At 73.6% G+C, this 23315-nt stretch carries 20 protein-coding genes and 1 tRNA gene; 6 read left to right on the forward strand and 15 right to left on the reverse strand.

Translation table 11 applies throughout. The annotated features are described in order from the left end of the window. Window positions 1–21: 21 nt before the first annotated feature. The gene (dnaK, locus tag DMP17_RS26155) at window positions 22–1890 is read right to left on the reverse strand and encodes a molecular chaperone DnaK (protein ID WP_337830893.1); all 1869 of its coding nucleotides are present in this window, start codon (window positions 1888–1890) and stop codon (window positions 22–24) included. Between the two features lie 293 nt (window positions 1891–2183). Here dnaK and DMP17_RS26160 point away from each other — a divergent pair, with 293 nt between their 5' ends. The 4 genes from DMP17_RS26160 (at window position 2184) to DMP17_RS26175 (ending at window position 5341) form a co-directional block, all read left to right on the forward strand. Then, complete coding sequence (locus DMP17_RS26160) at window positions 2184–2714, forward strand: DUF3558 family protein (protein ID WP_337830894.1); 531 nt, start codon at window positions 2184–2186, stop codon at window positions 2712–2714. Window positions 2715–2799: 85 nt separating this feature from the next. Further along, window positions 2800–3153, forward strand: a complete 354-nt coding sequence (locus DMP17_RS26165; RefSeq protein ID WP_337830895.1) for a PE domain-containing protein — start codon at window positions 2800–2802, stop codon at window positions 3151–3153. Continuing rightward, window positions 3153–4523, forward strand: coding sequence for a PPE domain-containing protein (locus DMP17_RS26170; RefSeq protein WP_337830896.1), 1371 nt, complete (start codon window positions 3153–3155; stop codon window positions 4521–4523). The genes DMP17_RS26165 and DMP17_RS26170 overlap by 1 nt, the downstream gene beginning before the upstream one ends. Then, window positions 4520–5341, forward strand: coding sequence for an ESX secretion-associated protein EspG (locus DMP17_RS26175; RefSeq protein ID WP_337830897.1), 822 nt, complete (start codon window positions 4520–4522; stop codon window positions 5339–5341). Before DMP17_RS26170 ends, DMP17_RS26175 begins: the two co-directional genes overlap by 4 nt. Window positions 5342–5561: 220 nt before the next feature. On the opposite strand, the gene DMP17_RS26180 is transcribed toward DMP17_RS26175, so the two are convergent. From DMP17_RS26180 to DMP17_RS26210, 7 genes are read right to left on the reverse strand one after another with little or no spacing between them, the layout of a single operon-like run. Beyond that, window positions 5562–5957 (reverse strand): hypothetical protein, encoded by a 396-nt coding sequence (locus tag DMP17_RS26180; RefSeq protein ID WP_226367990.1) that lies wholly within the window; start codon window positions 5955–5957, stop codon window positions 5562–5564. Between the two features lie 28 nt (window positions 5958–5985). Beyond that, window positions 5986–7011: a C40 family peptidase gene (locus DMP17_RS26185; RefSeq protein WP_226354370.1), complete on the reverse strand. Its 1026-nt coding sequence runs from the start codon at window positions 7009–7011 to the stop codon at window positions 5986–5988. Next, a complete protein-coding gene (locus DMP17_RS26190; RefSeq protein WP_062398831.1) occupies window positions 7008–7604 on the reverse strand; it encodes a hypothetical protein in 597 nt (198 codons plus the stop codon). Before DMP17_RS26190 ends, DMP17_RS26185 begins: the two co-directional genes overlap by 4 nt. Beyond that, on the reverse strand, window positions 7594–9501 hold the full coding sequence (locus tag DMP17_RS26195; protein WP_337830898.1) for a hypothetical protein: 1908 nt from the start codon (window positions 9499–9501) through the stop codon (window positions 7594–7596). Before DMP17_RS26195 ends, DMP17_RS26190 begins: the two co-directional genes overlap by 11 nt. Further along, window positions 9498–12554, reverse strand: coding sequence for an ATP-binding protein (locus DMP17_RS26200; protein WP_337830899.1), 3057 nt, complete (start codon window positions 12552–12554; stop codon window positions 9498–9500). Before DMP17_RS26200 ends, DMP17_RS26195 begins: the two co-directional genes overlap by 4 nt. Continuing rightward, complete coding sequence (locus DMP17_RS26205; RefSeq protein WP_337830900.1) at window positions 12541–13230, reverse strand: hypothetical protein; 690 nt, start codon at window positions 13228–13230, stop codon at window positions 12541–12543. The genes DMP17_RS26200 and DMP17_RS26205 overlap by 14 nt, the downstream gene beginning before the upstream one ends. A gap of 3 nt (window positions 13231–13233) precedes the next feature. Beyond that, window positions 13234–13512 carry a hypothetical protein gene (locus tag DMP17_RS26210; RefSeq protein WP_020622502.1) on the reverse strand — a complete coding sequence of 93 codons (279 nt, stop codon included), beginning with the start codon at window positions 13510–13512 and terminating at the stop codon, window positions 13234–13236. A gap of 521 nt (window positions 13513–14033) precedes the next feature. Between DMP17_RS26210 and DMP17_RS26215 the strand changes: the two genes are divergently transcribed. Next, window positions 14034–16508 carry a heterodisulfide reductase-related iron-sulfur binding cluster gene (locus tag DMP17_RS26215; protein ID WP_337830901.1) on the forward strand — a complete coding sequence of 825 codons (2475 nt, stop codon included), beginning with the start codon at window positions 14034–14036 and terminating at the stop codon, window positions 16506–16508. Between the two features lie 62 nt (window positions 16509–16570). On the opposite strand, the gene DMP17_RS26220 is transcribed toward DMP17_RS26215, so the two are convergent. Genes DMP17_RS26220 through DMP17_RS26230 form a run of 3 tightly spaced genes read right to left on the reverse strand, consistent with a single transcriptional unit; the run spans window position 16571 to window position 19594 of the window. Further along, the gene (locus DMP17_RS26220) at window positions 16571–17755 is read right to left on the reverse strand and encodes a hypothetical protein (protein ID WP_337830902.1); all 1185 of its coding nucleotides are present in this window, start codon (window positions 17753–17755) and stop codon (window positions 16571–16573) included. Between the two features lie 46 nt (window positions 17756–17801). Then, entirely contained in the window at window positions 17802–18386 is a 585-nt protein-coding gene (gene dcd, locus DMP17_RS26225) for a dCTP deaminase (RefSeq protein ID WP_062398841.1), read from the reverse strand. Window positions 18387–18412: 26 nt separating this feature from the next. Next, on the reverse strand, window positions 18413–19594 hold the full coding sequence (locus DMP17_RS26230; protein ID WP_226354376.1) for a UDP-N-acetylglucosamine 2-epimerase: 1182 nt from the start codon (window positions 19592–19594) through the stop codon (window positions 18413–18415). A gap of 163 nt (window positions 19595–19757) precedes the next feature. On the opposite strand from DMP17_RS26230, the gene DMP17_RS26235 reads away from it, so the two are divergent. Beyond that, window positions 19758–19831, forward strand: a tRNA-Gly gene (locus DMP17_RS26235). Between the two features lie 206 nt (window positions 19832–20037). On the opposite strand, the gene DMP17_RS26240 is transcribed toward DMP17_RS26235, so the two are convergent. From DMP17_RS26240 to DMP17_RS26255, 4 genes are read right to left on the reverse strand one after another with little or no spacing between them, the layout of a single operon-like run. Continuing rightward, on the reverse strand, window positions 20038–20412 hold the full coding sequence (locus DMP17_RS26240) for a hypothetical protein (RefSeq protein WP_337830903.1): 375 nt from the start codon (window positions 20410–20412) through the stop codon (window positions 20038–20040). Between the two features lie 54 nt (window positions 20413–20466). Beyond that, window positions 20467–21099 carry a pyridoxamine 5'-phosphate oxidase family protein gene (locus DMP17_RS26245; RefSeq protein ID WP_337830904.1) on the reverse strand — a complete coding sequence of 211 codons (633 nt, stop codon included), beginning with the start codon at window positions 21097–21099 and terminating at the stop codon, window positions 20467–20469. A gap of 46 nt (window positions 21100–21145) precedes the next feature. Further along, window positions 21146–22216: a PrsW family glutamic-type intramembrane protease gene (locus tag DMP17_RS26250; protein WP_337830905.1), complete on the reverse strand. Its 1071-nt coding sequence runs from the start codon at window positions 22214–22216 to the stop codon at window positions 21146–21148. Beyond that, window positions 22213–23121 carry a hypothetical protein gene (locus DMP17_RS26255; protein ID WP_337830906.1) on the reverse strand — a complete coding sequence of 303 codons (909 nt, stop codon included), beginning with the start codon at window positions 23119–23121 and terminating at the stop codon, window positions 22213–22215. Before DMP17_RS26255 ends, DMP17_RS26250 begins: the two co-directional genes overlap by 4 nt. Between the last annotated feature and the right edge of the window lie 194 nt (window positions 23122–23315).

Here is a 23315-nt window from a genome sequence, read left to right on the forward strand (position 1 = left end):
CCCGTGGATGGCCGCCGGCCGTCACTTGTCGCCCTTGGCGTCCTTGTCGTCGTCCACGATCTCGGCGTCGACGACGTCGTCCTGCTGCTCACCGGCGGAACCGGCCGCACCGGCGTCACCGGCCGCACCCGCGGCGCCCTCGGCACCGGGCTGCGAGTACAGGGCGGACCCCATCTTCTGGGACTCGGTGGCGAGCCTCTCCATCGAGGACTTGACGGCCTCGTGGTCGGTGCCCTTCAGCGCCTCCTGGGTCTCACCCAGGGCGGCGTTGACCGCGTCCTTGACCTCGGAGGGGAGCTTCTCGTCGTTCTCCTTGACGAACTTCTCCGTCTGGTAGACGAGGGTCTCCGCCTGGTTGCGGGTCTCCGCCTCCTCGCGACGCTTGGCGTCCTCCTCGGCGTGCGCCTCGGCCTCCTTGACCATGCGGTCGATGTCGTCCTTGGACAGGGCCGACCCGCCGGTGATCGTCATCTCCTGGCTCTTGCCGGTGCCCATGTCCTTGGCGGACACGTTGACGATGCCGTTCGCGTCGATGTCGAAGGAGACCTCGATCTGCGGGACGCCGCGCGGGGCCGGCGCGATGCCGGTCAGCTCGAACATGCCGAGCTTCTTGTTGTACGCGGCGATCTCGCGCTCGCCCTGGAAGACCTGGATCTGCACCGACGGCTGGTTGTCGTCCGCGGTGGAGAAGATCTCCGAGCGCTTGGTCGGGATCGTGGTGTTCTTCTCGATCAGCTTGGTCATGACGCCGCCCTTGGTCTCGATGCCGAGGGACAGCGGGGTGACGTCGAGCAGCAGGACGTCCTTGACCTCACCGCGGAGCACACCGGCCTGCAGCGCGGCGCCGGCGGCGACGACCTCGTCCGGGTTGACGCCCTTGTTGGGCTCCTTGCCGCCGGTCAGCTCCTTGACGAGCTCGGTGACGGCGGGCATCCGGGTGGAGCCACCGACGAGCACGACGTGGTCGATCTGGTTCACCGAGATGCCGGCGTCCTTGATGACCTGGTTGAACGGGTTGCGGGTGCGGTCCAGGAGGTCCTGGGTGACCCGCTGGAACTCCGCGCGGGACAGCGTCTCGTCCAGGAACAGCGGGTTCTTGTCCGAGTCGACCGTGATGTAGGGCAGGTTGATGCTGGTCGACGACGAGCTCGACAGCTCGATCTTCGCCTTCTCGGCGGCCTCGCGGAGCCGCTGCATCGCCATCTTGTCCTTGGTCAGGTCGATGCCCTGGGAGGACTTGAACTTGTCGACGAGCCAGCTGACGACCCGCTCGTCCCAGTCGTCACCACCGAGGTGGTTGTCGCCGTTGGTGGCCTTGACCTCGACCACGCCCTCGGCGATCTCCAGCAGGGACACGTCGAACGTGCCGCCACCCAGGTCGAAGACCAGGATGGTCTGCTCCTTGTCGCCCTTGTCGAGGCCGTAGGCCAGCGCGGCCGCGGTCGGCTCGTTGACGATCCGGAGCACGTTCAGACCGGCGATCTGGCCGGCCTCCTTGGTCGCCTGGCGCTGCGCGTCCTCGAAGTACGCGGGCACCGTGATGACGGCGTCGGTGACCTCGTCGCCCAGGTAGGCCTCGGCGTCCCGCTTCAGCTTCTGCAGGACGCGGGCGCTGATCTCCTGCGCCGCGAAGGTCTTGCCGTCGATCTCCGACGTCTTCCAGTCGGTGCCGATGTGACGCTTGACCGAGCGGAACGTGCGGTCGGAGTTGGTGACCGCCTGGTTCTTCGCCGACTGACCGGTGAGGACCTCGCCGTTGCGCGCGAACGCGACGATCGACGGAGTGGTGCGGGCACCCTCCGAGTTCGCGATCACCGTCGGCTCGCCACCCTCGAGGACGGCGACGACGGAGTTGGTGGTCCCGAGGTCGATACCGACCGTACGAGCCATGGTGACTGCCTCCGAGATGTGTGGGGGTGTGAGTGCGTCCGGCTCAAGTTGTACCAGGCCGGGGAGCGCCTCGTGCATCGCCCTTGAGTGGGTCCTGCTCAACTTGCTCTCATGGGGGTCAACGGGCGACCCGGAAGACTTGTTCCCGGGTGACTCAACTTTTATCCACGACGTTCGCGGGTGGTCCGAACGGCCGTCGACGGGGGTGGGGCGGGCTAGCCTGTGGGCCGCTCGCTCGTCCTCGGAGGATCACCGTGCTCGGACCCGCTCCGCGTGGGGCAGCCGTCGCCGCAGTGCTCATCGGCCTCACGCTTCCGCTCGTCGGGTGCCAGCCGGCGCCGCGCTCCGGGGATCCGATGGCCGCAACGCCCCTGCCTCCACGACCAGCAGCCGTCGACGTGACCGGGCGCCAACCGTGCGACCTCGTCGACGACACCCGGCGCGCCGATCTCGGCCTGGATGCAGGGCGGCCCGGCGAGGTGACGATCGACGGCAAGCCATCGCCCACGTGCACCTATCTGGGACGCACCCCGAAGATCGACTCCAGCGTCCAGTTCCTGCCGGTTCCCGCTGCCGACCTGGCCCGGACTCCGGGGGTGGCGCTCGATTCGCTGGCCGGGTACGGGATGGTGCGGTCGTCCGACCGCTCCGAGACCCTTCCGGGGTGCGACATTGTCGTGGACATCGCCGACGACGCATCCCTGCGGACGCAGTCCCAGGCTCTGGCGACGAACCTCCGCGACGCAGGTCTGACGGACAGCGCCCTGTGTGACCGCTCCCAGGAGCTGGCGGACGCGGTGCTGGCGGAGCTCACAGCGCGCTGATGCAGCGTCGACCGGGGAGTTCGCGTGCGTGAACGCCTTCGTCGAAAGGGCCGTCGTGGATCGGCGACGTCTTTAACGTTCACCCATGTCTTCCGGGCCGTCCGCTTCCTCTCCGGCTGATCCCACCCTGCTGAGTCAAATCTCTCCCGCCACCGTGCTGCAGGTCGGCGAGACCCTCAATCGTCAGATCGACGACATGCGATCGGCGCTGATCACTGCACGCACCCGCCGGGTCGAACGTTGTGGAACCGATCCCATCTCGGAACTCGCCACTCCGGCGTTCGATGACAAGTACCAGCACATCCTCGAAGTTCACGCAGCCCACCAGGACGAACTCGAGCAAGCGGTCCGGGGCCTTCGTCTCGTGGCGGAGTCCTACCAGCTGAACGAGACCGACATCGAGAAGTCGTTCGGCCCGAAGGCGACAGGCGATTCGTGATGGCTTTCCACCAGCAGTTCAACTTCGCGGCCAGGACCCTCCAGGAGAAGTACGCCTGGGTGGTCGGAGAACCCGGCTCCACAGCGGTCGCCGATGCCGCAGCCGCACTCCGCACCGCGGACGCCGAGCTGCGCTCCGCATCGGACGAGGCCCGGAAGCGCATGGCCGAGCTGGGCATCTCCTGGCAGGGGCCCGCCGCGTCCGCCGCCCAGCAGTCCCTCGACGGCATCACCACCTCGATGATGTGCACCGCCCCCGTCACCGCGAACGGCGCGACCCAGCTGGACGCCTACGGGCAGTCCTTCGACCGCACCCAGGCCGCCATCGCCGCCCTGGACCCCACCCCGCCGGGCATCTTCACCAGCAGCGTCCGCAACCTCCACCTGCTGGCGAGCACCCCGATGACCGGGTTGAGCGCCACCGTCGCCGACTACGTCACCTCGCTCGAACGCGACCAGCGGCACAGCGAGGAGGCCGACCGTGCCCTCCAGGAGCACCTCGACACGGCGTCGGCGATCGACGACCGCTTCCGCACCGTCGACCCGGTGCCGGCCGCGACGCCCACCGGTGCCGGAGGTCCGGCGCCGGGCTCGGCCGGGGCCGGCGGTCCCGGCCCGGCCGGTGTCGGGGACGGCGGCGGAGCCACCCCCCTCGGCGGAGGCGGGCCGGGACTCGGCGCCCCGGATCAGCCGGGCGGCGGGCCCCGTCCCGGACCGGACGGCGTCGGTGCTCCCGGCGGGCCGGGGAACGGTGGGCCGGGGAACGGCGGATCGGGCTCCGGCACAGCGGACGTCGGGCGAACCCCGGGCCCCGGTGGTCCCGGTGGTCCCGGGACCACCGGCGACGGCATGGCCGACCGCGACCGCGGAACCGGGCTCCCCGAACCGGTCGACGTCGTCGCACCCCAGCACCTCGACCCGCCGGCCGCACCCGCCCCGGACCCGTACCGGCCGGCGGTGCCCCAGGGCCCGTACCCCACGACAGCACCGGGCCCCGACCCGCTCGCCACCCGCGTCGACCTCGGACGCCGGTTCGGCGAACGGACCCGGGCCCAGCCGCTCCTCCCCCCGTCGGCCCGTGGTCCCGGGTACGGCGACCGCCTCCCCGGCGGCACGGGATCCGGTGGAGGGCGGCCCTACGAGCCGTTCGGTCCCGGCGCCCGGACCGCCGAGCCGGCCTGGTCCGCCCGCCCCGGCGAGACCGCCGGACGCGGCGGCGCCCCCGGCGGCTACGGCCCGATGGCCGGCGGCGCGGGCAGCCGCGACGCCCGGGACCACCGCAACCGCTACGTCGTCCCCACCGACGAGGTGTTCGACATCGAGATCGCCGCGACCGACGCCGTCCTGGCCCCCGAGGAGCCCCACCGATGATCGACTGGAACCGCGCCACCGTCCTCACCGCCGCCGAGTTCGACGTCGCCCGGGACCTGCTCGACCTCGGTCGCAACCCCGCGGTCCTGGAGCTGCTCAGCCCCGGGTTCACCGATGTCGAGCGGGCCCGTGTCGTGCGGGAGTGTCTCGACACCCTCGCCGCGCGTGGCCTGTTCACCGGCACCGCGTTCGAGCCGAACCTGGTCGACGACCTGCGCACGGTCGTCGCACCGGAGTTCCAGCACGACCTCGTGGTCGCACCGCCGTCGTGGCAGCGGGCGCTGGTCGCGCGGCGGGCCGGGCGCGCGGTGCTGGCCACCCGGATCGGCGACGACGTCGCGCTGGTCCGCGTCCTGCCCGACGACGCGTCGGCCCTCCTGGTCGAGCTGCTCGGCGAGGTCGTGCCCGGCCCCGGGGCCGGGGTGCGGATCCCCGTCGCGGTGCTGGGTGAGGCCGCCGAGCGCGCCGACGGCGACGCCGACCGGCTCGTCCACGAGCTCCTGCGGCGGGGCTGCAGCGCGGCCGAGGCCGAGATGCTGCGGCGGATGGGGCAGGTCGAGGGCGTCGCCCAGCTCGGCGCCGGCCGGAAAGGACACGACCCGTGCCGCGCGCCGGGCGTCCTGCTGGTGCACGCCACCACGGACGGCTGCTACGTCCAGCGGCGCCCGACCCCGGACGTCGTCGGCGGCCCGCTCCCCGATGACGCCGTCGTGCACGCCGGTCCGGCCGACGCCGCGTACCTGGTCCGCGAGCTGGACCGGCTCGCCGACGGGGCGCGGCGCCGTCGCGCACCGGTCGGGACGCACCGGGCCTGGTGAGGGGTGGCCGGGAAATCGCTTACCGGGTAAGCGGATTCCGCGGGAGGTGTCCCTGCCGCACGCCGAGATGCAGCTCAGCGGGCCGTGGAGATCGACGATTCCCGCTGAGGTGCATCTCGGCGACGCCCCCGCGCACCGGGCCGGGCCCGACCGGCGCGAGCAGCGGAGCGGCGCGGCGGCGCGAGGTGCGGGGCGCGGCGGCGCGAGGTGCGGGGCGCGGTCAGCGCAGGACGACGGTCCCCCGCGGCACCTGCCCCGCCGACGCCGGCGGCACGGTGTCGGGCACCTCCACCCGGACGGGCAGCGATCCCGGGACGACGCGGTCGTCGGCGTCGCGGTACTCGAGGTCGCCGTCGGGACCGAGCTCGGTGACGTAGCCGTGCGTGGCGAGCTGGGCGTCGTCGAGCTCGGTCAACGGTTCGGCCCGCACCGCGGACACGGCGTACTCCGGCCAGTCGACGCCGGGGTAGGCGTCGTGCAGGTCGGTGAGCAGCCCGACGAAGACCTGCTGCCAGCGCAGCGGCATCGACTGGGCCAGTGACCGCGGCACGACGAGGTGGTCCGGGCAGGCACCGGGCGCCGCGGAGTCGAGGTAGTCCGAGAGCGGGGAGCGCATGCCGCCCATGATGGCGCCTCGACCCCGCTCAGGCGGGGTTCGGCGTGGTCCCCGGCCGGGTGGCGAGCGGGACGAGATCGCCGAACTCCCACGACACCGGCTGCACGCGGACGGGGAAGTTGCGGTTGGGCGCCTCGACCATCTTGCCGTCGCCCAGGTACATCATCACGTGGTAGATCGTGGTCGGGTCCGAGGTGTCGTGGGCGTAGAAGAGGAAGTCGCCCGGCTGCATGTCCCGGACCGGCAGGTGGCCGCCGGAGTTGTACTGGTCGCGCGACACCCGCGGGATCGTGACGCCGGCCGCCCGGTACGACGCCTGCAGCAGGCTGGAGCAGTCCCAGGAGTCCGGGCCGGTCGCGCCCCACACGTAGGGCTTGCCGAGCTCGCCGAGCGCGAAGCCGATCGCGGCCCCGGCGACGCCCGGGGGCAGCGCGCCGGTCGTGCCGGGGGCGCAGCCCGTCGGGTTGGCGACGTCGCCGATGTTCTCGACCAGCGACGCGGCCAGGCCCTCCCACTTGGCGTAGGCGTCGGGGAAGGCCGAGCGCTGCACGGTCTGCGCGGCCTTGGTGACCGGCATCGAGTCCCAGCCCGGCACCTCCATCAGCCGCTCGTAGAAGATCCGGCTGCTGTAGGCGGGGTCGGTGACCTGCGCGGGGGTGCCCCACCCCTGCGACGGCCGCTGCTGGAACAGCCCGAGCGAGTCCCGGTCCCCGTAGTCGATGTTGCGGAGCGTCGACTCCTGCATCGCGGTGGCCAGCGCGACCAGCCACGCCTTCGGCGGGAGCTGCATGTCCTTGGCGACCGAGATGATCGCGGCGGCGTTCTGCCTCTGCTCGTCGGACAGCGTCTCGAAGGTGGCTCCCCCGCCGCCACGGCCGACCGTCGCGGTCGAGATCCCGGTGTCGCACCAGGCCGCGTTCGACCGGCCGCCGCCGAGGTTGGGGCTGAACGCGAGGAAACCGACGGTCAGGAACAGCACCAGCGCCATCCCGATCGCGAGGAACGGCAGCAGCAGCCGCAGCGGCCGCAGCGCACGCGTCAGCGGGGTGCTCATGCCCGGTCGTAGCGGGACACCTTCCAGCCCGCCTCGGTGTCGACGACCAGGATCCGCAGGGTCAGCGTGTCGGTCGGCACGGTGACCTCGATGCTCTTCGGCGCGACCCGGGTCGGGGTCGCGGGCCCGGTGACCCGGGAGGCGGGCACGTTCGACGGATCGACGCCCGCGAGCACGCCGAGGAACTCGTCGGTCGTGTACGGCCGCAGCCCGGCGACCCACTGCTGGGAGGTCATCCCGTCGGGGTGGTTCACCCAGGCCGCCGCCCACACCCGCGCCGTCTCCAGCGCCTGCCGCGGGGCCTGCGACACGGGCAGCGCCTCGGGCGTCAGCTCGGGCACCGGCGGCAGCAGCGTCGGGGTGGGCGTCGCGGAGACGCCGGACGATCCGCTGTCCCACCGGTTGCCGCCGGAGCCGCCCCCGGCGATCAGGCCGCCGGACGCCGCCCCGCCGGAACCGCCGAGCGAGACCAGCCCGAACACGAGCCCGCCCAGGACCACCACCGTCACGGCGAGCCGGGCGGGGGAGCGCAGCGGCCACTGCCACACCGCGCGGTAGGCGCCGGCGCGGCCGCGGGAGGACCTAATCGGCACGGTCGCCGCCGGTGCGGGCCGCCCGCGGGCGGTAGATCTTGTAGACGGGCACGCCGTCGACGAGCTCCGGGGTCACCGGGGTCGGGTCGCCGGGGCGGCGGGGACCCGCGTCGTCGCGGCGGTAGATGGAGCGGTCGTCGACCTCGCCGGGGTCGACCCGCGTGGCGAACCCGGTGTCGGGCCGCCCGGACGCCCCGACCGGCAGCGCCCCGCGGCGCGGCTCGGCGATCCGGGCCGCCTGGGGGGAGGACACGTCCGGTGCCGCGCGACGACGGACCCGGGCGCCCGGTCCCGCCGCGGTCTCGGCCTCCGGTCGCGCCGCACCCGGGTCGCCGGACCCGCCGGGGCCGCCGCGCTCGGACCACCAGCGGGACTGGCGCTCGTCGGCGTCGTTCGGGCCGCGCATCCGGTTCCACACCCGCGACACCGGGCCGCCGTTGATGCCGGGGACGATCCCGCCGAACTGCTCACGGGTCAGCGTCACCATCGACACCAGCCGCCGGAACGGCCGCGCGACCGCCCACAGCACGAGCGTGACCACGCCGGTGACCAGCAGCGCGAGCCACAGGTCGACCCCGGATCCGGGGGCGAACAGCGACACGACCAGCAGCGCGTGCAGCCCGGCCAACGCCCCGACGACGAGCGTGTTCACGATCGCGGCGCCGCCGATGCGCAGGATCGCCGGGATGACGTCCGGTTTCAGCAGCGCGACGACGGCGATCGCCGGCGCCGTCACCACCATCAGCCGGATGATCAGCAGCGCGACCAGCACCAGGACCTTGGACAGCAGCTGGAACAGCGCGATGCACGCGGCCTGGATCAGCGCGAGCGTCCCGGCCCCGATCCGGCTGCCGGAGGCCCCGGTGAAGTACGGGTAGCGATCCCCCATGCGGTCGGCGAGCGCGGCGTACTCGCCCTTCTTGCGCTCCGCCGTCTCGGACGTGTCCTGGCCCTGGTCGATCTCGTCGATGGTGAACGCCTGCGAACGCAGCAGGTCCCGGCCCAGCTCCTGGGCCTGCGGGACGTCCGGCGCGCCGAACGTCCCGCGCAGCCAGTTCTGGTAGGCGACCTGGTCGACGAGCACCGTCGGGAGGGTGTCGCGGGTGCCGAGCCCGACCTGCCCGAGGAAGCCCTCCTGCATCTGCGTGACGCCGTCGAGCAGCAGGTTGTCCGCGGCGCGGGACCAGTCGACCGGTGCGAGGTAGGCGGCGGAGCCGAGCATCAGCGCGAGGACGGCGATGCCGGTGCGCTGGGCCTGGCGCGCGAGCTCCCCGCGCATCGCCAGCAGCAGCACGATGATCGCGAACCCGAGCAGGCCGAGGCCCACCCAGGTGGTGAACACGGTCTCGTACATCGCCCGGGTCGCGGTGGTGATGACCTGGTCGAGCGGCGCGAACAGCGACCCGCCGTCGGCGATGAGGTAGTGCGCCCAGTTCACCCCACCGACGGTCAGCTTCGCCAGGTTGAAGACCTGGTTGCCCAGCCAGGTGTCGGTGGTGACCGACGGGTTCAGCACACCCGACGTGGCGCAGCCCAGGTCGTAGTTGTGCCAGACGAGACCGGCGTAGCCGACCTCCTCGTAGACGCTGCCGGCCTCACCGTGCAGCGCCGAGGGCCGATCCAGCGAGCCGACCAGCCCGGTGCCGGGGCGGTCCGGTTCCGGCGGGGACTTGCAGTCCAGCGCCTGCGCCATGGCGGGCGAGCCGAGCAGCAGCGTGCCGCCGGCGATCGCGGTGACCACCAGGACCGCCGTCCGCCGGCGACGGCGGCGGATCACCCCGGGCGTCTGCGGCCTGCGGCGGCGGGTCTTCCGCACCGACACGACGACGGCCGCGAGCAGCACGCCCAGGACGACCCAGATGCCTGCGCCGCCGGACGGGTCGAGGCCCGCCGTCACCGTCCGTCCCCGTCGGGGGGAGCGGCCGCGGGATGGCCGTTCGTGACGGCGGACCCGTTCACCGGGCCGTCGCCGCTCGACGGGCGGGTGCCGTTCGTCGGGGCGGGCTCGTCGACCACCCAGTCGTCGTCGAGCTCGTCGAGCAGGTCGAGCTGCTCGTCGTCGTAGAGCTCCGCGCGGCCGACGGCGGCGTCGGTCGCGGCGACCGACACGACCTGCACCCCACCGGCACGGATCCCGCCGGCCAGGACCGGGTCGTCGTCGCCGGGGCCGATCCGGGTGTCGGTGCGCAGGTCGATCTCGTCGCCGTCGAGGTCGGGCAGCACCACGGGGGCCGGGGCGCGCCGCGCGGGCAGCGGGCTCGGCTCGTCGGGTGCGGTCATCTCGGGATGCCCGGGCGCGGTGATCGCCGGGCCACCCGGCGGGCGCGGGGCGACGACGCGGGCGGCGTCGGGGTTGGTGTCGAGCGCCTCGCGGATGTGCTCGAGGTGCGGCGCCTCCAGGTCGATGCGGACCTTCTCCACGCCGCCGTGGCCGTCGGCGAAGACGAACTGGCGGGGCGCGTCGTCGGGCCGGTCGTCGTGGCGGGGGCGCGGGGACAGGGTCCCGAGCATCTCCTCGTAGCCGACGTCGGTGGGCACGCGCAGCAGCCGCAGCGCCTCGGACTGGGCCTCCTCGTCGTCGGTCCGGCCGACGAACACGGCGTTGACCAGCGACGCGAAGCCCGACACCCGCAGCAGGTCGCCGGCCAGCTGGGAGGCGAACAGGGCGCGGACGTTGAACTTGCGGGAGTCGCGGGCGAGGCGGTCGATGAGCACCTTGCCGGTGGGCACCTGGGACAGGAAGTGCGTCTCGTCGAGCGCGACGCCCTTGCGCAGGTTGCGGTCGGCGTCGTAGATCGTGCGCTGGGTCAGCCAGGACGCCAGGTTCAGCAGCTCGACGCCGAGCGACTCGTTGTCGGTCCACTCCTCGCGCGGGCTGCCCGGGCGCGGCAGCGACAGTCCCTGCATCGTCAGCACGGTGAGCCGGTAGTCGCGGTCGGCCTGCCAGGGGTCGGCGCGGGTCTCGTCGGGGAACAGCAGCGCGGCCTGCGGCAGCTCGCGCCGCTCGTCGAGGAAGTCCGCGACGACGCCGGCGTGGTCCTCGCCCTCGGTCGCGTGCCGGCGCAGCGCGTCGATGACCATGCCCGGGTGCCGGTCGGGCGAGCCGCCGACCTCGCGGACCGCGCGGAGCAGCACGATCCGGGTGTGCGGCTGGCGGGCGATCTCGTAGGGCAGCAGCCCGGACAGCACGTCGAGCACCAGCCGGCGACGGGTGGCCGCGGCCAGCGAGCGCTCCCGCTTCCAGGCGCGCTCCGGGTCCTCGTCGTCGAGGAAGTGGTCCGGCCGCGGCTCGGCGACCACCCGGTACGGGTTGAGGATGCCGGGGTCGGCGCGGAGCAGGTTGATGTGCCGGGAGAACGGCGCCAGCTCCGGCAGCCGGGTCAGCTCGGCCAGCGGGCCGGACGGGTCGAGCACCGTCCAGCGGGCCCCGGCGCGCAGCGTCTTGTAGACGACCAGCCCGGTGAGGAACGACTTGCCCGAGCCCAGGCCGCCGACGATCGCGGTGAGGCCGGACGCGCGCCGCACCTCCTGGGCCAGCCACGGGTCCCAGGCGACCGGGCGGCGGGTCGCGGTGCAGGTCTCGCCGAGCATGATCCCGCGGCGGTCGCCGACGCTGGCCGTCGCGGCCGGGACCGCGGCGGCCGCCCAGGTGACCGACCCGCGTCGCCGGTAGGCCGTCGCGGCCAGCGGCTCGCCGGGGATGAACTCGCGGGCGTAGCGGTACTGCGCCTCGGGGTGCTCGATCTGCACCTTGGGCCGGTACAGGTCGACGACCTGCTGGGCGCGGGTGGTGGCCTCGGCCTCGTCGCGGCCGGAGACGGCGATCCGCCACCAGCCGTAGAGGCGGGTGTTGAGCTGGGTGAGCCCGGTGGTGAGCTCGTCCTCGACCTCCAGTACCCGGTCGGCCTGCCGCGCGAGCGACATGGGCGGGTCGAGGTCGTGGTCGTGGGTGTAGTGCCGGATCTGGCTGCGCACCTTGCCCATCTGGCGCTGCAGCTCGCCGGTGACGTCCTCCGGGCGGCGCACGTAGATCCGCGCGGACCACTCCACCGGGAACGGCAGCCGATCGGAGTGCTGCATCCACGGGTCGTCGATCTCGGGGATCCGCAGACCCTCCATCAGCCCGACGCTCAGCACCGCGACGTTGCGGGTGACGGTCTGGCTGCGCATCCGCCCGACGACCTGGACCGTCGGCGCGTACGGCTCCTGGTGCAGGTCGACACCCTCGGTGAACGCGGCGAGGTCCTCCGGCTCCCAGGTCGACACCCCGCGCGGGACCGAGGACAGCCCGCGCGGGGCGGGCAGCCCGAGGGCGACCGAGCGGTGCATCAGCCAGGCCATGTCCTCCGCGCTCGCGGGGACGGCGTCGAGGCCGGACCCGGCGACGAGCACGTCCAGGTGGTTGATCTCGGTCTCCAGCGCGGCGAGCTCGGCCTTGACCGCGGACGGCACGAGGCGGTCCAGGACGGGCGCGGCGCGCTCCACCCAGCGGTCGATCAGCCCGCGGCCGGAGACCTCGATGCCGAGGAAGACCTCCTTGTCCGCCATCGACAGCCCCATCAGGTGGCGCTGCTCGCCCTCCAGGAACCCGTCCCAGCCCAGGGCGCCGGGCACGTCGGGCATACGGCCGATCGCGTTCTGGTCGAACGACTCCGCCCACATGTGCACCGGGTAGGGCCGGGTCGTGACGCGCAGGTGCAGCCAGCGCCCCTGCAGCTCGCCGAGCTGCGCGGCGATCTGGCGGATCAGGACCTCGCGCTGGTTGTCGCTGCGGAAGCTCCACGCCTGCGCCGCGAGCCGGTACCAGGCCATGACCTGCCCATTGGTACGCGTGATGTGCCCGTCGATCGAGCGCAGCGCGATCGACGGGGTGTAGTCCGAACCGCCCTCGCCGGCACGGGCCCGGCCGCGCCGGGCCTTCGGCCGGGGGGTCCGCTCAGGTGCGGCCACGGTGGCCACTCCGGCGCCACGGGTCGGGACGGGGGGTGCGCGCGGGCACGCTCGCGCCGCGACCGCGGCCACCGCCGCGGGCCCGGCGGAAACGGCTCCGGCGCGGCGCGCTGCCCGGCTCCGGCAGCGGCGGGACCACGCGCGCGGGTGCGGCGACCGGCGCCTCGAGCCCCGGGACCACCGGAGCGGTGGTGGCGGGCGTGTCCACGACGGCGTCCACGGTGACCGGCGGCCGCGTCCCCGCGGCGTCGATCCGGGTGCGCTGCGCGGTGGACAGCGCGGGGGTCCGGCCACCGGCCGACGGGACGCCGGGGTGGGCACGGGTGGCGTGGACACGGACGTGTCCCGCGCGGACCGAGCCACCCGCGGCCTTCCGACCGGCCCGCGGCCCGGTCACCTCGGCCCAGAACTGGCCGAGGACCTGACCCAGCGGCCGCTCGTAGTCGATCTTCTTGCCGAGCAGGCGGGTGATCGCGACGGTGCCGACGAGCGCCCAGGCCACGGAGAAGAAGTCCAGGCCGATACCGAGCCGGCGCTGGACGAACATGATCAGCATCATGACGAGGAGTCCGACGCCGTAGCTGACGTAGCGGGCGCGCCAGGGAAAGGTGGCCCGTGGCGGCCCGAGCCAGACGGCGTCGACGCGGTAGACCTCGTCGTCCGTGCGAACGAGCACGGATCAGCCCGGGGTCACGAGCAGGTTGGCCAGCGCCTGTCCGATGGCCGGACCGCTGCCGGTCACGGCGATGCCCAGTGCGATCAGACCCACCAGCAGCCCGATGCTGCGCCGGGCCACGCCGGCGTTGTCACCACGACCACCGATCCACAGCAGGATGACGGCGATCGCGAGCAGGATCAGCGGCACGATGTTGTTCGTGATCCAGTCGCGGAGGTTGACCGTGGTCAGCTGTCCGCCCTGGGCCAGTACCAGCTGGATCGCCTCGTACGAGGTCTTCACAGCTCCTCCTTGCGGCAGTCCGCTTGTCCCGGTCGCTCCCGCAGGCGAGTAGACCACGAGACCCGTACGGGATCCTAGGGGCTGAGCCACCCGGCCCACCGGTGCGCCACGCTGCGCGATCGGGTCGACACGGTCGGACCAGCGTCGATCGGGCGTGACTCGTGTCTCCCCGACATCCCGACCCTGACCCGGGATGTCATGGTCGGCCTTGGCTACTGTTCGGTAACACGCGCGGCCGACCCCTGGTGAGGTCGGGCAACCCTCGGCCGGGCGCACTACCCTTCGCCCGACCGTCGTCGCGCCCCACCACACCAGCGCGGCGGCGAGGTCCGAGGAGGCACTGCGATGGAGAGGCCCGCCCCGTCCCGGCGGCACGGTACGCCGTGCGCCCGTGGACGCGCGCGCTCCGCCGCAGCCCCGGTGCCCCACCGGACCGGTTCATCGATTCCCGTCCCGTTCCGTCACGGCAGCACCACGCTCCGGCAGGGACCGCTGGGTGTTCTACAGGGAGGTTCCTCCAGATGACCTGGGTGCAGTACACGCTCGGCATCGTCACCGTGCTGTCGGCGATCGTCGCCGTGGCCCTCGTCGCGATGACCGTGACCCGGATGGTGAAGATCATCCGGCTCGGTGAGTCCGACCCGACGCGCAACGGCCCGTTCGGGCCGCGGTTCGCGACGATGCTCAAGGAGACCCTGGGTCACACCAGGATGCTCAAGTGGACCAAGGTCGGCATCCTCCACTGGCTGGTGATGGTCGGCTTCCTGGGTCTGATCCTGGCGCTGGCCGAGGCCTTCGTGGAGGTCTGGAGCCCCACCTTCCACCTGCCGATCATCGGCGAGTGGTCGGTCTACTCCCTCTACGTCGAGATCCTCGGCGTCGCGACCGTCGTCGGCATCGGCGCGCTGATCGTGATCCGCCAGCTGAACAACCCGCGCTCCCAGGGCAGGATGTCGCGGTTCTACGGCTCCAACATGGGCCGCGCGTACTTCGTCGAGGGCGTCGTGTTCCTCGAGGGCCTGGGCATCCTGGTCGTGCGGGCCGCGAAGATCTCGATGGGCGCGTTCGACGTGCCGGTCTGGTCCGCCCCGGTCTCCTACGCCCTGTCCGCGGTCCTGCCCGCGTCCCCGGCGCTGGTCTCGGTGTTCGCCGCGGTCAAGGTCCTGTCCGCGATGATCTGGCTGATCGTGATCGCCGCTAAGCCCACGATGGGAGTGGCCTGGCACCGGTTCACCGCGTTCCCGAACATCTACTTCAAGCGCAACGACGACGGCTACAAGGCCCTCGGCGCGACCCGGCCGATGATGTCGAACGGCAAGCCGCTGGACCTGGAGGAGGCCGACCCCGACACCGACACCTTCGGCGTCGGCAAGGTCGAGGACTTCACCTGGAAGGGCCTGCTCGACTTCACCACCTGCACCGAGTGCGGCCGCTGCCAGTCGCAGTGCCCCGCCTGGAACACCGAGAAGCCGCTGTCGCCGAAGCTGCTGGTCAACGCCCTGCGCGACCACGCCTACGCCAAGGCCCCCTACCTGCTCGCCGGCGGCAGCCGCGACATGGCGGGCGACGAGGTCGGCATCACCGGCGAGGGCGCCGAGGAGCGGCTCAAGGCCATCCCGGTCGACGCGCTGGAGGCCGCGGGCCGTCCGCTGGTCGGCGGCGAGGACGTCCTGGGCGTCATCGACCCCGACATCCTGTGGTCCTGCACCACCTGCGGCGCCTGCGTCGAGCAGTGCCCGGTCGACATCGAGCACGTCGACCACATCATCGACATGCGCCGCTACCAGGTCCTCATCGAGACCGAGTTCCCCACCGAGCTCAACTCGCTGTTCAAGAACCTGGAGAACAAGGGCAACCCCTGGGGCCAGAACGCCAAGGACCGCCTCGAGTGGACCAAGGGCCTCGACTTCGAGGTCCCGGTCGTCGAGGGCGAGCTGGACGCCGAGACCGAGTACCTGTTCTGGGTCGGCTGCGCCGGCGCGTTCGACGACGGCCAGAAGAAGACCATCCGGGCCACCGCGGAGCTGCTGCACCGCGCCGGGGTGAACTTCGCCGTCCTCGGCTCGGGCGAGACCTGCACCGGTGACCCGGCGCGCCGCTCGGGCAACGAGTTCGTGTTCCAGATGCTCGCCCAGCAGAACGTCGAGACCCTGAACACGGTCTTCGAAGGCCGCGAGACGGGCACCCGCAAGATCGTGACGACCTGCCCGCACTGCCTCAACACCCTGGGCCGGGAGTACCCCCAGCTCGACGGGCACTACGAGGTCGTGCACCACACCCAGCTGCTCAACAAGCTGGTGCGGGACAAGAAGCTGGTCCCCGTGTCCGCCCCGGCGGGCGAGGAGACCGGCCCGGTCACCTACCACGACCCCTGCTACCTCGGGCGGCACAACGAGGTCTACGAGGAGCCCCGCGCGCTGATCAACGCGACCGGTGCGGCCGGGACGACCACGCTGACCGAGATGCCGCGCCACGGCGACCGGTCGATGTGCTGCGGTGCCGGTGGCGCCCGGATGTGGATGGAGGAGCGCATCGGCAAGCGCATCAACTTCACCCGCGCCGAGGAGGCCGCCGAGACCCTCACCAAGGCCGGTGGCGGCTCGGAGCCGTCCGGCACGCTGGCGGTCGGCTGCCCGTTCTGCCGCACGATGATGACCGACGGTGTGAACCAGACCGCCGGTGAGGCCGTGCAGGTCCAGGACGTCTCGCAGATGCTGCTCGCCGCGGTCAAGCGGGGCGACGCCCCTGCCGACACCGCGCCGGAGCCGCAGCCCGAGACCGAGGGCCAGAGCGCGCCGACCACCGACGCCCCGGGGACCGCCACCCCGGCCGCCGAGGTGGCCGACGAGGCCGCGAAGCAGGACCCGACCCCGGCCGGTTCGGACGGTGCGTCGAGCACCGGGACCCCGGCGTCGTCGGGGAACGGAGCGGCGAACGGGTCGAGCAACGGGTCGTCGCCGGAGGACGCGACGCCGGAGCGCTCGAACGAGAACTGACCCACCACCGACGACGGCCGGGTACCCCCTGCAGGGGTGCCCGGCCGTCGTCGTGTGCGGGGTCAGCAGGGGGTGAAGGAGCTGACCTGGAACGTCGTCGTGGTGGTGCGGGTGAGGACGACGCGGCCGAGCTGCGGTGCGGCCGCTCCCCACGCCGAACCGCAGGCGTCGACGGCGGTGGTGGCGCCGACCGCCACCTCCGGGTCCGGACGCCGGTCCGGGACGGTGATCTGTGCCCCGGCGGGCATCCGCCCGTGCAGGACGGCGACGGCGTCCTCGCAGCCCGCCGCACCCGTCGCGGCGCGGAGCTGGTCGAGCGCGGCGGGCTGGACGAGGCGGCAGACCCGGGCCGGGTTCGGCGAGGCGACCCCGGTGTCCAGTGAGACGAGCGCGAGCTGCGGGCGGGCGACACCGAGGTCGGTACGGAACTGTGCGCCGGCCTGCGCGTCGACGCGGGTCTGGTCCTGCCGGATCTCGGCCGAGCGGAACGAGTAGCCGACCCCGGACACCACCAGCAGCACCACGCCGGCGGCGAGCACCGTCCAGCGCGGCAGCAGCAGCGCCCCGGCGACGATCACCCCCACCGACAGGGCCAGTGCCCACGCCCACGGGTTCTCCCGCGTCCCGTTCACCAGGGCAGCGACGAGCACGACCCCGGCGACGTGCGGTGCCCACCCCTGCAGCAGCCGGTCCAGCCGCAGCAGGGCCAGCAGCACCAGGGTGCCGAACCCGAGGCCGACCGGGACCCACCAGCGGCCCGGGTCGTCGAGGAAGGGCAGGAGCAGGACCGCGGCGCCCGCGAGACCGAGCGCGGTGGCGCCACGGACGGTGCGGGGGCGCAGGCGGCGCCACGGGGCCCAGGGGTCCCGGTCCTCCGTCCCGCGGTCCGCCTGTGGCGGGTCCGCGGGGGCGGGTGCGGGCCGTCGGGTGAGGGCGCGCGAGCCGGGGTCGGGCTCCGGGGGCGCCACGGGGGACACGACGAGCTCGGTGCCGGGGGGCGGTGGGGTGTCGGTCTCGGAGCGGGCCGGGCCGGGGCCGGCCGTGCTCTCACCGGCGGCCCTCTCACCGGCGGGGCCACGCCCGGCCGTGTCGGGTCCGGCCGTGTCGGCGCGGGCGGCGGCGCCGGTCGCGTCGGGTCCGGCGTCGTCCTGCCGGGGCGGACTGGCGCGGCGGACGCCGCGGTCGGGCCGGCCGCTCCGGCGGCGGCCGGTGGCCCACGGGTCCGGGGAGCTGCGGTCGGCGTCCATCACCGCCCAGGGTAGCGACGCCGTCACCCCCGGCGGGGCGACGAGCTCAGGCCCGCCGGGTGTCGGTGCGGTGGAAGTTGCGGAACGCGCGCGACGGCGTCGGACCCCGCTGCCCCTGGTAGCGCGACCCGACGCCCTCGGTGCCGTAGGGCCGTTCGGCCGGGCTGGACAGACGGAACAGGCACAGCTGCCCGATCTTCATCCCCGGCCACAGCGTGATCGGCAGGTTCGCCACGTTGGACAGCTCGAGGGTGATGTGGCCGGTGAAGCCCGGGTCGATGAACCCGGCGGTGGAGTGGGTCAGCAGACCCAGACGGCCGAGCGAGCTCTTGCCCTCCAGCCGGCCGGCCAGGTCGTCGGGCAACCCGACGCGCTCGAACGTGGAGCCCAGCACGAACTCGCCGGGGTGCAGCACGAACGACTCGCCGTCCGGCGTCTCCACCGGGGTCGTCAGCTCGTCCTGCTGCTGGGCGGGGTCGATGTGGGTGTAGCGCGAGTTCTGGAAGACGCGGAAGTACCGGTCCAGCCGGACGTCGACACTGGACGGCTGGAGCATCTCGACGTCCCACGGGTCGAGCACGAGCCGGCCGGACTCGATGTCCTTGCGCAGGTCACCGTCGGAGAGCAGCACGCCGACACCCTATCCAGGGCCCGCGGTCACGCCTCGGAGGACTCCTCGGAGTCCGACTCCACCTCGCCCGGGCTGTGCCGGCCACCGCCGACGAGGTCGTCGGGCAGCTGCGGCGAGCGGGTCAGCCCGAACATCCAGGCGACCGCCTGCTCGGCGCGGGCGGCCTCGAAACCGTCCGACGCGGCGGCGCGGCGCCCGTGGTCGCCGTCGAGCACCTGCGCGACGGCGGCGGCCGCGTCGTGCGCGGCGATGCTGCGGATCGAGTCGCCGGGCTGCGGCACGTTCGGCCCGTCGACCAGGACCGCGAGGGTGCCGAGACCGGGTGCGTCGACGACGAGTTCGTGGTCGTCGCTCACCAGGACGGTCGCCGCGGTGAGCACGGCCAGCTGGTCGGGCAGCGCCGGCTCGGCCACGACCGTCACCCGCGGGTGGGTCCCGAGCGACTGCGCCGTCTCCCCGGCGGCGAGCGCGCCGAACAGCACGATCTCGATCCGCGGGTACCGCTCCAGCAGGTCCGCGATCCCGCGCAGCACCGGCGACGACGAGGCCCTCGCCAGGTCGACGACGATCAGCCTGCGGTGCTGGTCGTGCATCCGCTCCAGCGCGTCGACACAGCCCTGGTGCTGCGGACCGGGCAGTGAGTTGATCGTGTCGCCGATCGTCAGCACGTTCGGGCCGAGCGGGCTGCCCAGCGCGGACCCGCTCGTGGTGAGGAACAGCGACGCGAGCTGGCCGATGACCCGCCGGTGCGCCTCCTGCGGGAACGGGCACAGCAGGTCGTCGGTACCCATCCCGGCCTGCATGTGCACGATCGGGATCCGTCGCCAGAACGCGACCGTCGCCGCGACCTCGGCCGCCAGCCCACCGCCGTGCACCAGCACCGCGGACGGGTCCTGGTCGACGAGCAGCTGGTCGAGCCGGGTGAACAGCGCCGCGGCGACGTCGGCCATGCCGGGCCCGGTCTCCAGCGGCAGCAGGATCGTGATGTCGGTGGGGACACCGAGGGCCTCGAACGCCTCGTGGACGGCCATCGGGTCCGGCCCGGTGGCGACGGTGATCCCGCGGATGCGGTCCGCCGCCGCGACGGCCCCGGCGACCGGGGCGAGCCGGGCGACCTCGGGACGGCTGCCGGCGATGAGCAGGACGTCGTGCTCGTGGTCCGGGGGGAACCCGGACACGTCGCCCGACGTCGGGTCGAACACCGTCATCGCAGTCGCCTTCCGGCCGAGGTCTGACCGACGGTGACGAGTGTGCGCGGAGCGGGCGGCCGGGTCGAGACACGCGCGCCCGGTGGTCGGATCGTGCGACGACCGGGCAGGGGAGGTCCGTGACAGGTACGCGGATCGTGGTGCTAGGGTGATCTCACGCCATGCGGATGTAGTTCAATGGTAGAACATCAGCTTCCCAAGCTGAATACGCGGGTTCGATTCCCGTCATCCGCTCCACACACGAAGGCCCAGGTCAGCGGCAGGTTTTCCGCCGAGCCTGGGCCTTCGTCGTTCCCGGGGAACGGTGCCTCGCGCCATTCCCGTGCGACGCCGGCCCGCGACCAGTGGCGCGTGGCGGTCGCCGTGCGGCCTCATGATCACCGGTTGTGGAGCGCAGAGGGCCGTGGAGTGCACTCCGGACTCCACAACCGGTGATCATGGAGTCAGAGCGCGGGCGGCACGTCCCGGCGGGCGACCCACCAGGTCGCGACCCCGGCCCCGGTGAGCAGCGGGAAGAGCACCAGCACCGCGGGGCCGGCGAACACCGCGACCACGCCCAGCGCGATCGCCGCGGTCCCCGCGCCGAGGCCGCTGGCCACGGCCAGCGCCGTCGCCCGCTCGCCGACCGGCTCCCCGGCCACCCAGGACAGCGTGCGGGCCACCCCGGCGACGACCACCGCCAGCACGATCCCCACGACCACCGCGGCCGGTGGCAGCGCGGCACCCGCCGCGAGCACGACCGGGATCGCGAGCGCGGTGAGGACGGCGGACAGCAGGGCGCGCAGGGATCGCCGCAGCGGCGGGACGGGGGGTGTCACGTTTCCCCATTGTGCAGGGTCTGACCTGCGGTTTCGATGTAACCTGCGCGACCCTCAGTAGAGCCGGGCCGCGTAGCCGGCACCGTAGTACTCCTCGATCTTCTCCAGTGGCTCGTCGGGACGGGCGAGCCGCTTGGCGAGCTGCGCGGTGGAGGGCAGCGCGCCCGGCGCGGGCCAGCTCGTCGTCGCCCACAGCTCGGAGCGCAGGAACGCCTTGGGGCAGTGGAAGTAGATCTGGTCGATCGCGACCTCGCAGGCGAGCAGCGGCCGGCGGCCCTTCACGGCGAGCTGGTCGAAGTACGGCGCGTCGCGGACGAGCCGGGCCCGGCCGTTGATGCGCAGCGTGTCGTTGCGGCCCGGCACCAGCAGGATCACGCCGACGTGCGGGTTCTCCAGGACGTTGCGCCAGCCGTCGACGCGGCCGTTGCCGGGACGCTCGGGGATCGCGACCGTGCGGTCGTCGACGACGTGCACGAACCCGGCCGGGTCACCCTTCGGCGAGACGTCGCAGGTGCCGTCGCGGCCCGACGTCGCCAGGAGCAGGAACCGGGACGCCGCCAGCCAGGCGCGGTGCACGTCCACGAGGTGGTCGCGTTCCTTCGCCAGCGCGGGCGCGATGGGCTGCCCGGTGATCTCCTGCAGCTCGGCGAGGGTACGGATCTCGGTGCCGTGCGCGTCGGAGGTCATGGGCCAACGGTAGGCGCGCACGCGGGCGGGGCCGAGTGGATTCCGGTCACGGGCGTCCGACGACGGGCAGCCGGGTCGTCGGGAGGTCGGGGACCCGGCCGGACGGGGCCGCCGGCGGCGGGGTGCCGGGTCGGAGCGGCGGCGGCCACGGAGCGGGGGCCGGGCGAGCCGGATCGGCGACCGGGGCCGACGGGTGCCCCGCGGGCCACGGAGCCGCGACCGGGGCCGGCGGGTGCCCGACGGCCCACGGGACCCCGGTCGTGACCCGCGGCGGCACGGCTGCGACCAGCCCGATCCGGGCATAGCCGAGGAACAGCAGCGCACTGAGCCCCTCCACCGCCGCCCAGGCGACGCCGTACTCCCCGGCGACCCGGTTGTTCAGCCCGTGCAGCAGCGCGGGGAGCCCGATCCCGAGACCCGCCAGGGCCAGCCACGGTCCGGCGTCGCGGTAGCGCGACGCGAGCCCGAGGAAGTAGGCGGACAGCCCCGCCCAGCAGGCGTGGACGATCGGGCCGGTCAGCAGGCGCCACGCGAGCGTCAGCCCCGACCGCGCGTCGTCGATGACCATGTAGTCGTTCGCGTACTTGACGGCCTCGACGGCGCCGAACACCAGGCCGCAGGTCGCGCCCAGGAACAGGAAGTCCCGCGGCGAGAGCGTGTGCCACGCCCGTCGGTGGACGAGGGCGAGCGCCGCGACCGGCAGCAGCTTCGCGAGCTCCTCCGGCACGGCCACGGTCACGATCCCGGCGAGCAGGGTGTCGGTGTCGGCCGCCAAGGCGCGTTCGAGGGCCATCGCGACCGGAGCCTCGACGACCAGCGCGATCCCGGCGACGAGCGCGAGCACCGGGCCCGTCACCCCGCCCGGCGCCACGACCTTCCACAGCACCAGGAACCAGGCCGCGGCGAAGTAGAACGCGAAGACGATCGACGGCAGCAGGATGTCGTCGGAGCCGGACGTCGGCAGGGTCGTCGCCAGCGGCGGCACCGCGATCAGCGCCACGAACACCCACGTCGTCCACGACCGGAACCACGGGTGCCGGGTCCACGCCCGCCACGGGAACAGCACGGACACGTCCGGCAGCGGCGTCCGCGGACGCGGCCCGTACGGCGCGCTCACCGGTGCACCGTCGATCCCTGCGGGCCGTCGCTCCAGGAGATCTTCTTGGCGAAGCAGTCGTCGGAGCCGAAGCCCTGGGCGTCGCACCAGGCGTTCGCACCGGCCGCGGTGGTGAAGGGCTGGGCGACGACCACGACCCAGTAGCCGCTGTTGCGGAAGACCGGCCAGTCGCCGGACCAGAGCAGCGCGGCGCCCGGGTACTGCGCGGCGAGGCCGCGGTAGTGGTCGAGGATGCCCTGCTCGTCGTAGGTGATGCCGCCGTCGCTGGTGCCGGCGCGCTTGGAGGACAGCTGCGGGACCCAGTAGCCGGCCGTCGCGGCCACGCGCGGGCTGTCGGCGGCGGCCTGCTCGGTGAGCGACGTCGTCGGCGAGGGGCTGTAGCCCGGCACGTAGGTGGTCGGCGGGATCACGACCGGCGCCGCAGCCGGGGCGACCACCACCGGCACCGGCGCGGCCGCCGGGGTCACGGTGGGCGCGGTGCCGGGGAGCAGGTCGGGTCGCAGGACGAGCAGCGCCGCCCCCGCCAGCAGCAGCGTCACCAGCACCAGCGACGCGACGACCCACGGCGTCCGCGACGGGGCGGGCGCCACCGGGCCCCATCCGGCCGGGGCGTCCCAGCCCGGCGCGTAGCCGGTCGGCTGCGGGCCGGCCCAGGCCGACGGGGCCGGCGCCGGCGCGGCGGGGCGGTACCGGTCGGCGGGGCTGCACCGGTCGGTGGGGCGGTACTGCGCCGTCGACGGGTGCTGCACGGCGGTCCGTCCCTGCGGCACCGGGGCCCCGGCGCCGACCGGCACCGCCCCGGTCCGCGGCCGGGGGACGACGGCCTGCGCCCGCGGCCGTCCGCACCCCACGCAGAAGTGCAGCGAGCCCAGCAGCTCCGCCCCGCACCGGCACCGCTCCACCATGACGACCCTCCCCGACGACGGCGGCCGGACCAGTCCGGCCGTGTTGCCTGCCCATCGCACGCACCACCCTGTCGTTATCGGTGGCCCTGCTCCGGACGGCGTACTTCATCTCTTGTGATGACGGGGCGAAACGGAGCAGCTCACCGGCCCGACAGGAGGGCGTCGCGGGCGCACCGGGTGCCCGCCGTCGGGGG

This window comes from Pseudonocardia sp. TMWB2A (assembly GCF_017312135.1).

What these genes read in the sequence shown, in the direction of transcription:
- DMP17_RS26220 (WP_337830902.1), bottom strand. Translation starts at nt 17,755, where the DNA reads ATGGACGCCGACCGCAGCTCCCCGGACCCGTGGGCCACCGGCCGCCGC.
- DMP17_RS26170 (WP_337830896.1), top strand. Translation starts at nt 3,153, where the DNA reads ATGGCTTTCCACCAGCAGTTCAACTTCGCGGCCAGGACCCTCCAGGAG.
- dnaK (WP_337830893.1), bottom strand. Translation starts at nt 1,890, where the DNA reads ATGGCTCGTACGGTCGGTATCGACCTCGGGACCACCAACTCCGTCGTC.
- DMP17_RS26245 (WP_337830904.1), bottom strand. Translation starts at nt 21,099, where the DNA reads ATGACCTCCGACGCGCACGGCACCGAGATCCGTACCCTCGCCGAGCTG.
- DMP17_RS26255 (WP_337830906.1), bottom strand. Translation starts at nt 23,121, where the DNA reads ATGGTGGAGCGGTGCCGGTGCGGGGCGGAGCTGCTGGGCTCGCTGCAC.
- DMP17_RS26165 (WP_337830895.1), top strand. Translation starts at nt 2,800, where the DNA reads ATGTCTTCCGGGCCGTCCGCTTCCTCTCCGGCTGATCCCACCCTGCTG.
- DMP17_RS26175 (WP_337830897.1), top strand. Translation starts at nt 4,520, where the DNA reads ATGATCGACTGGAACCGCGCCACCGTCCTCACCGCCGCCGAGTTCGAC.
- DMP17_RS26215 (WP_337830901.1), top strand. Translation starts at nt 14,034, where the DNA reads ATGACCTGGGTGCAGTACACGCTCGGCATCGTCACCGTGCTGTCGGCG.
- DMP17_RS26230 (WP_226354376.1), bottom strand. Translation starts at nt 19,594, where the DNA reads ATGACGGTGTTCGACCCGACGTCGGGCGACGTGTCCGGGTTCCCCCCG.
- DMP17_RS26180 (WP_226367990.1), bottom strand. Translation starts at nt 5,957, where the DNA reads ATGCGCTCCCCGCTCTCGGACTACCTCGACTCCGCGGCGCCCGGTGCC.
- DMP17_RS26185 (WP_226354370.1), bottom strand. Translation starts at nt 7,011, where the DNA reads ATGAGCACCCCGCTGACGCGTGCGCTGCGGCCGCTGCGGCTGCTGCTG.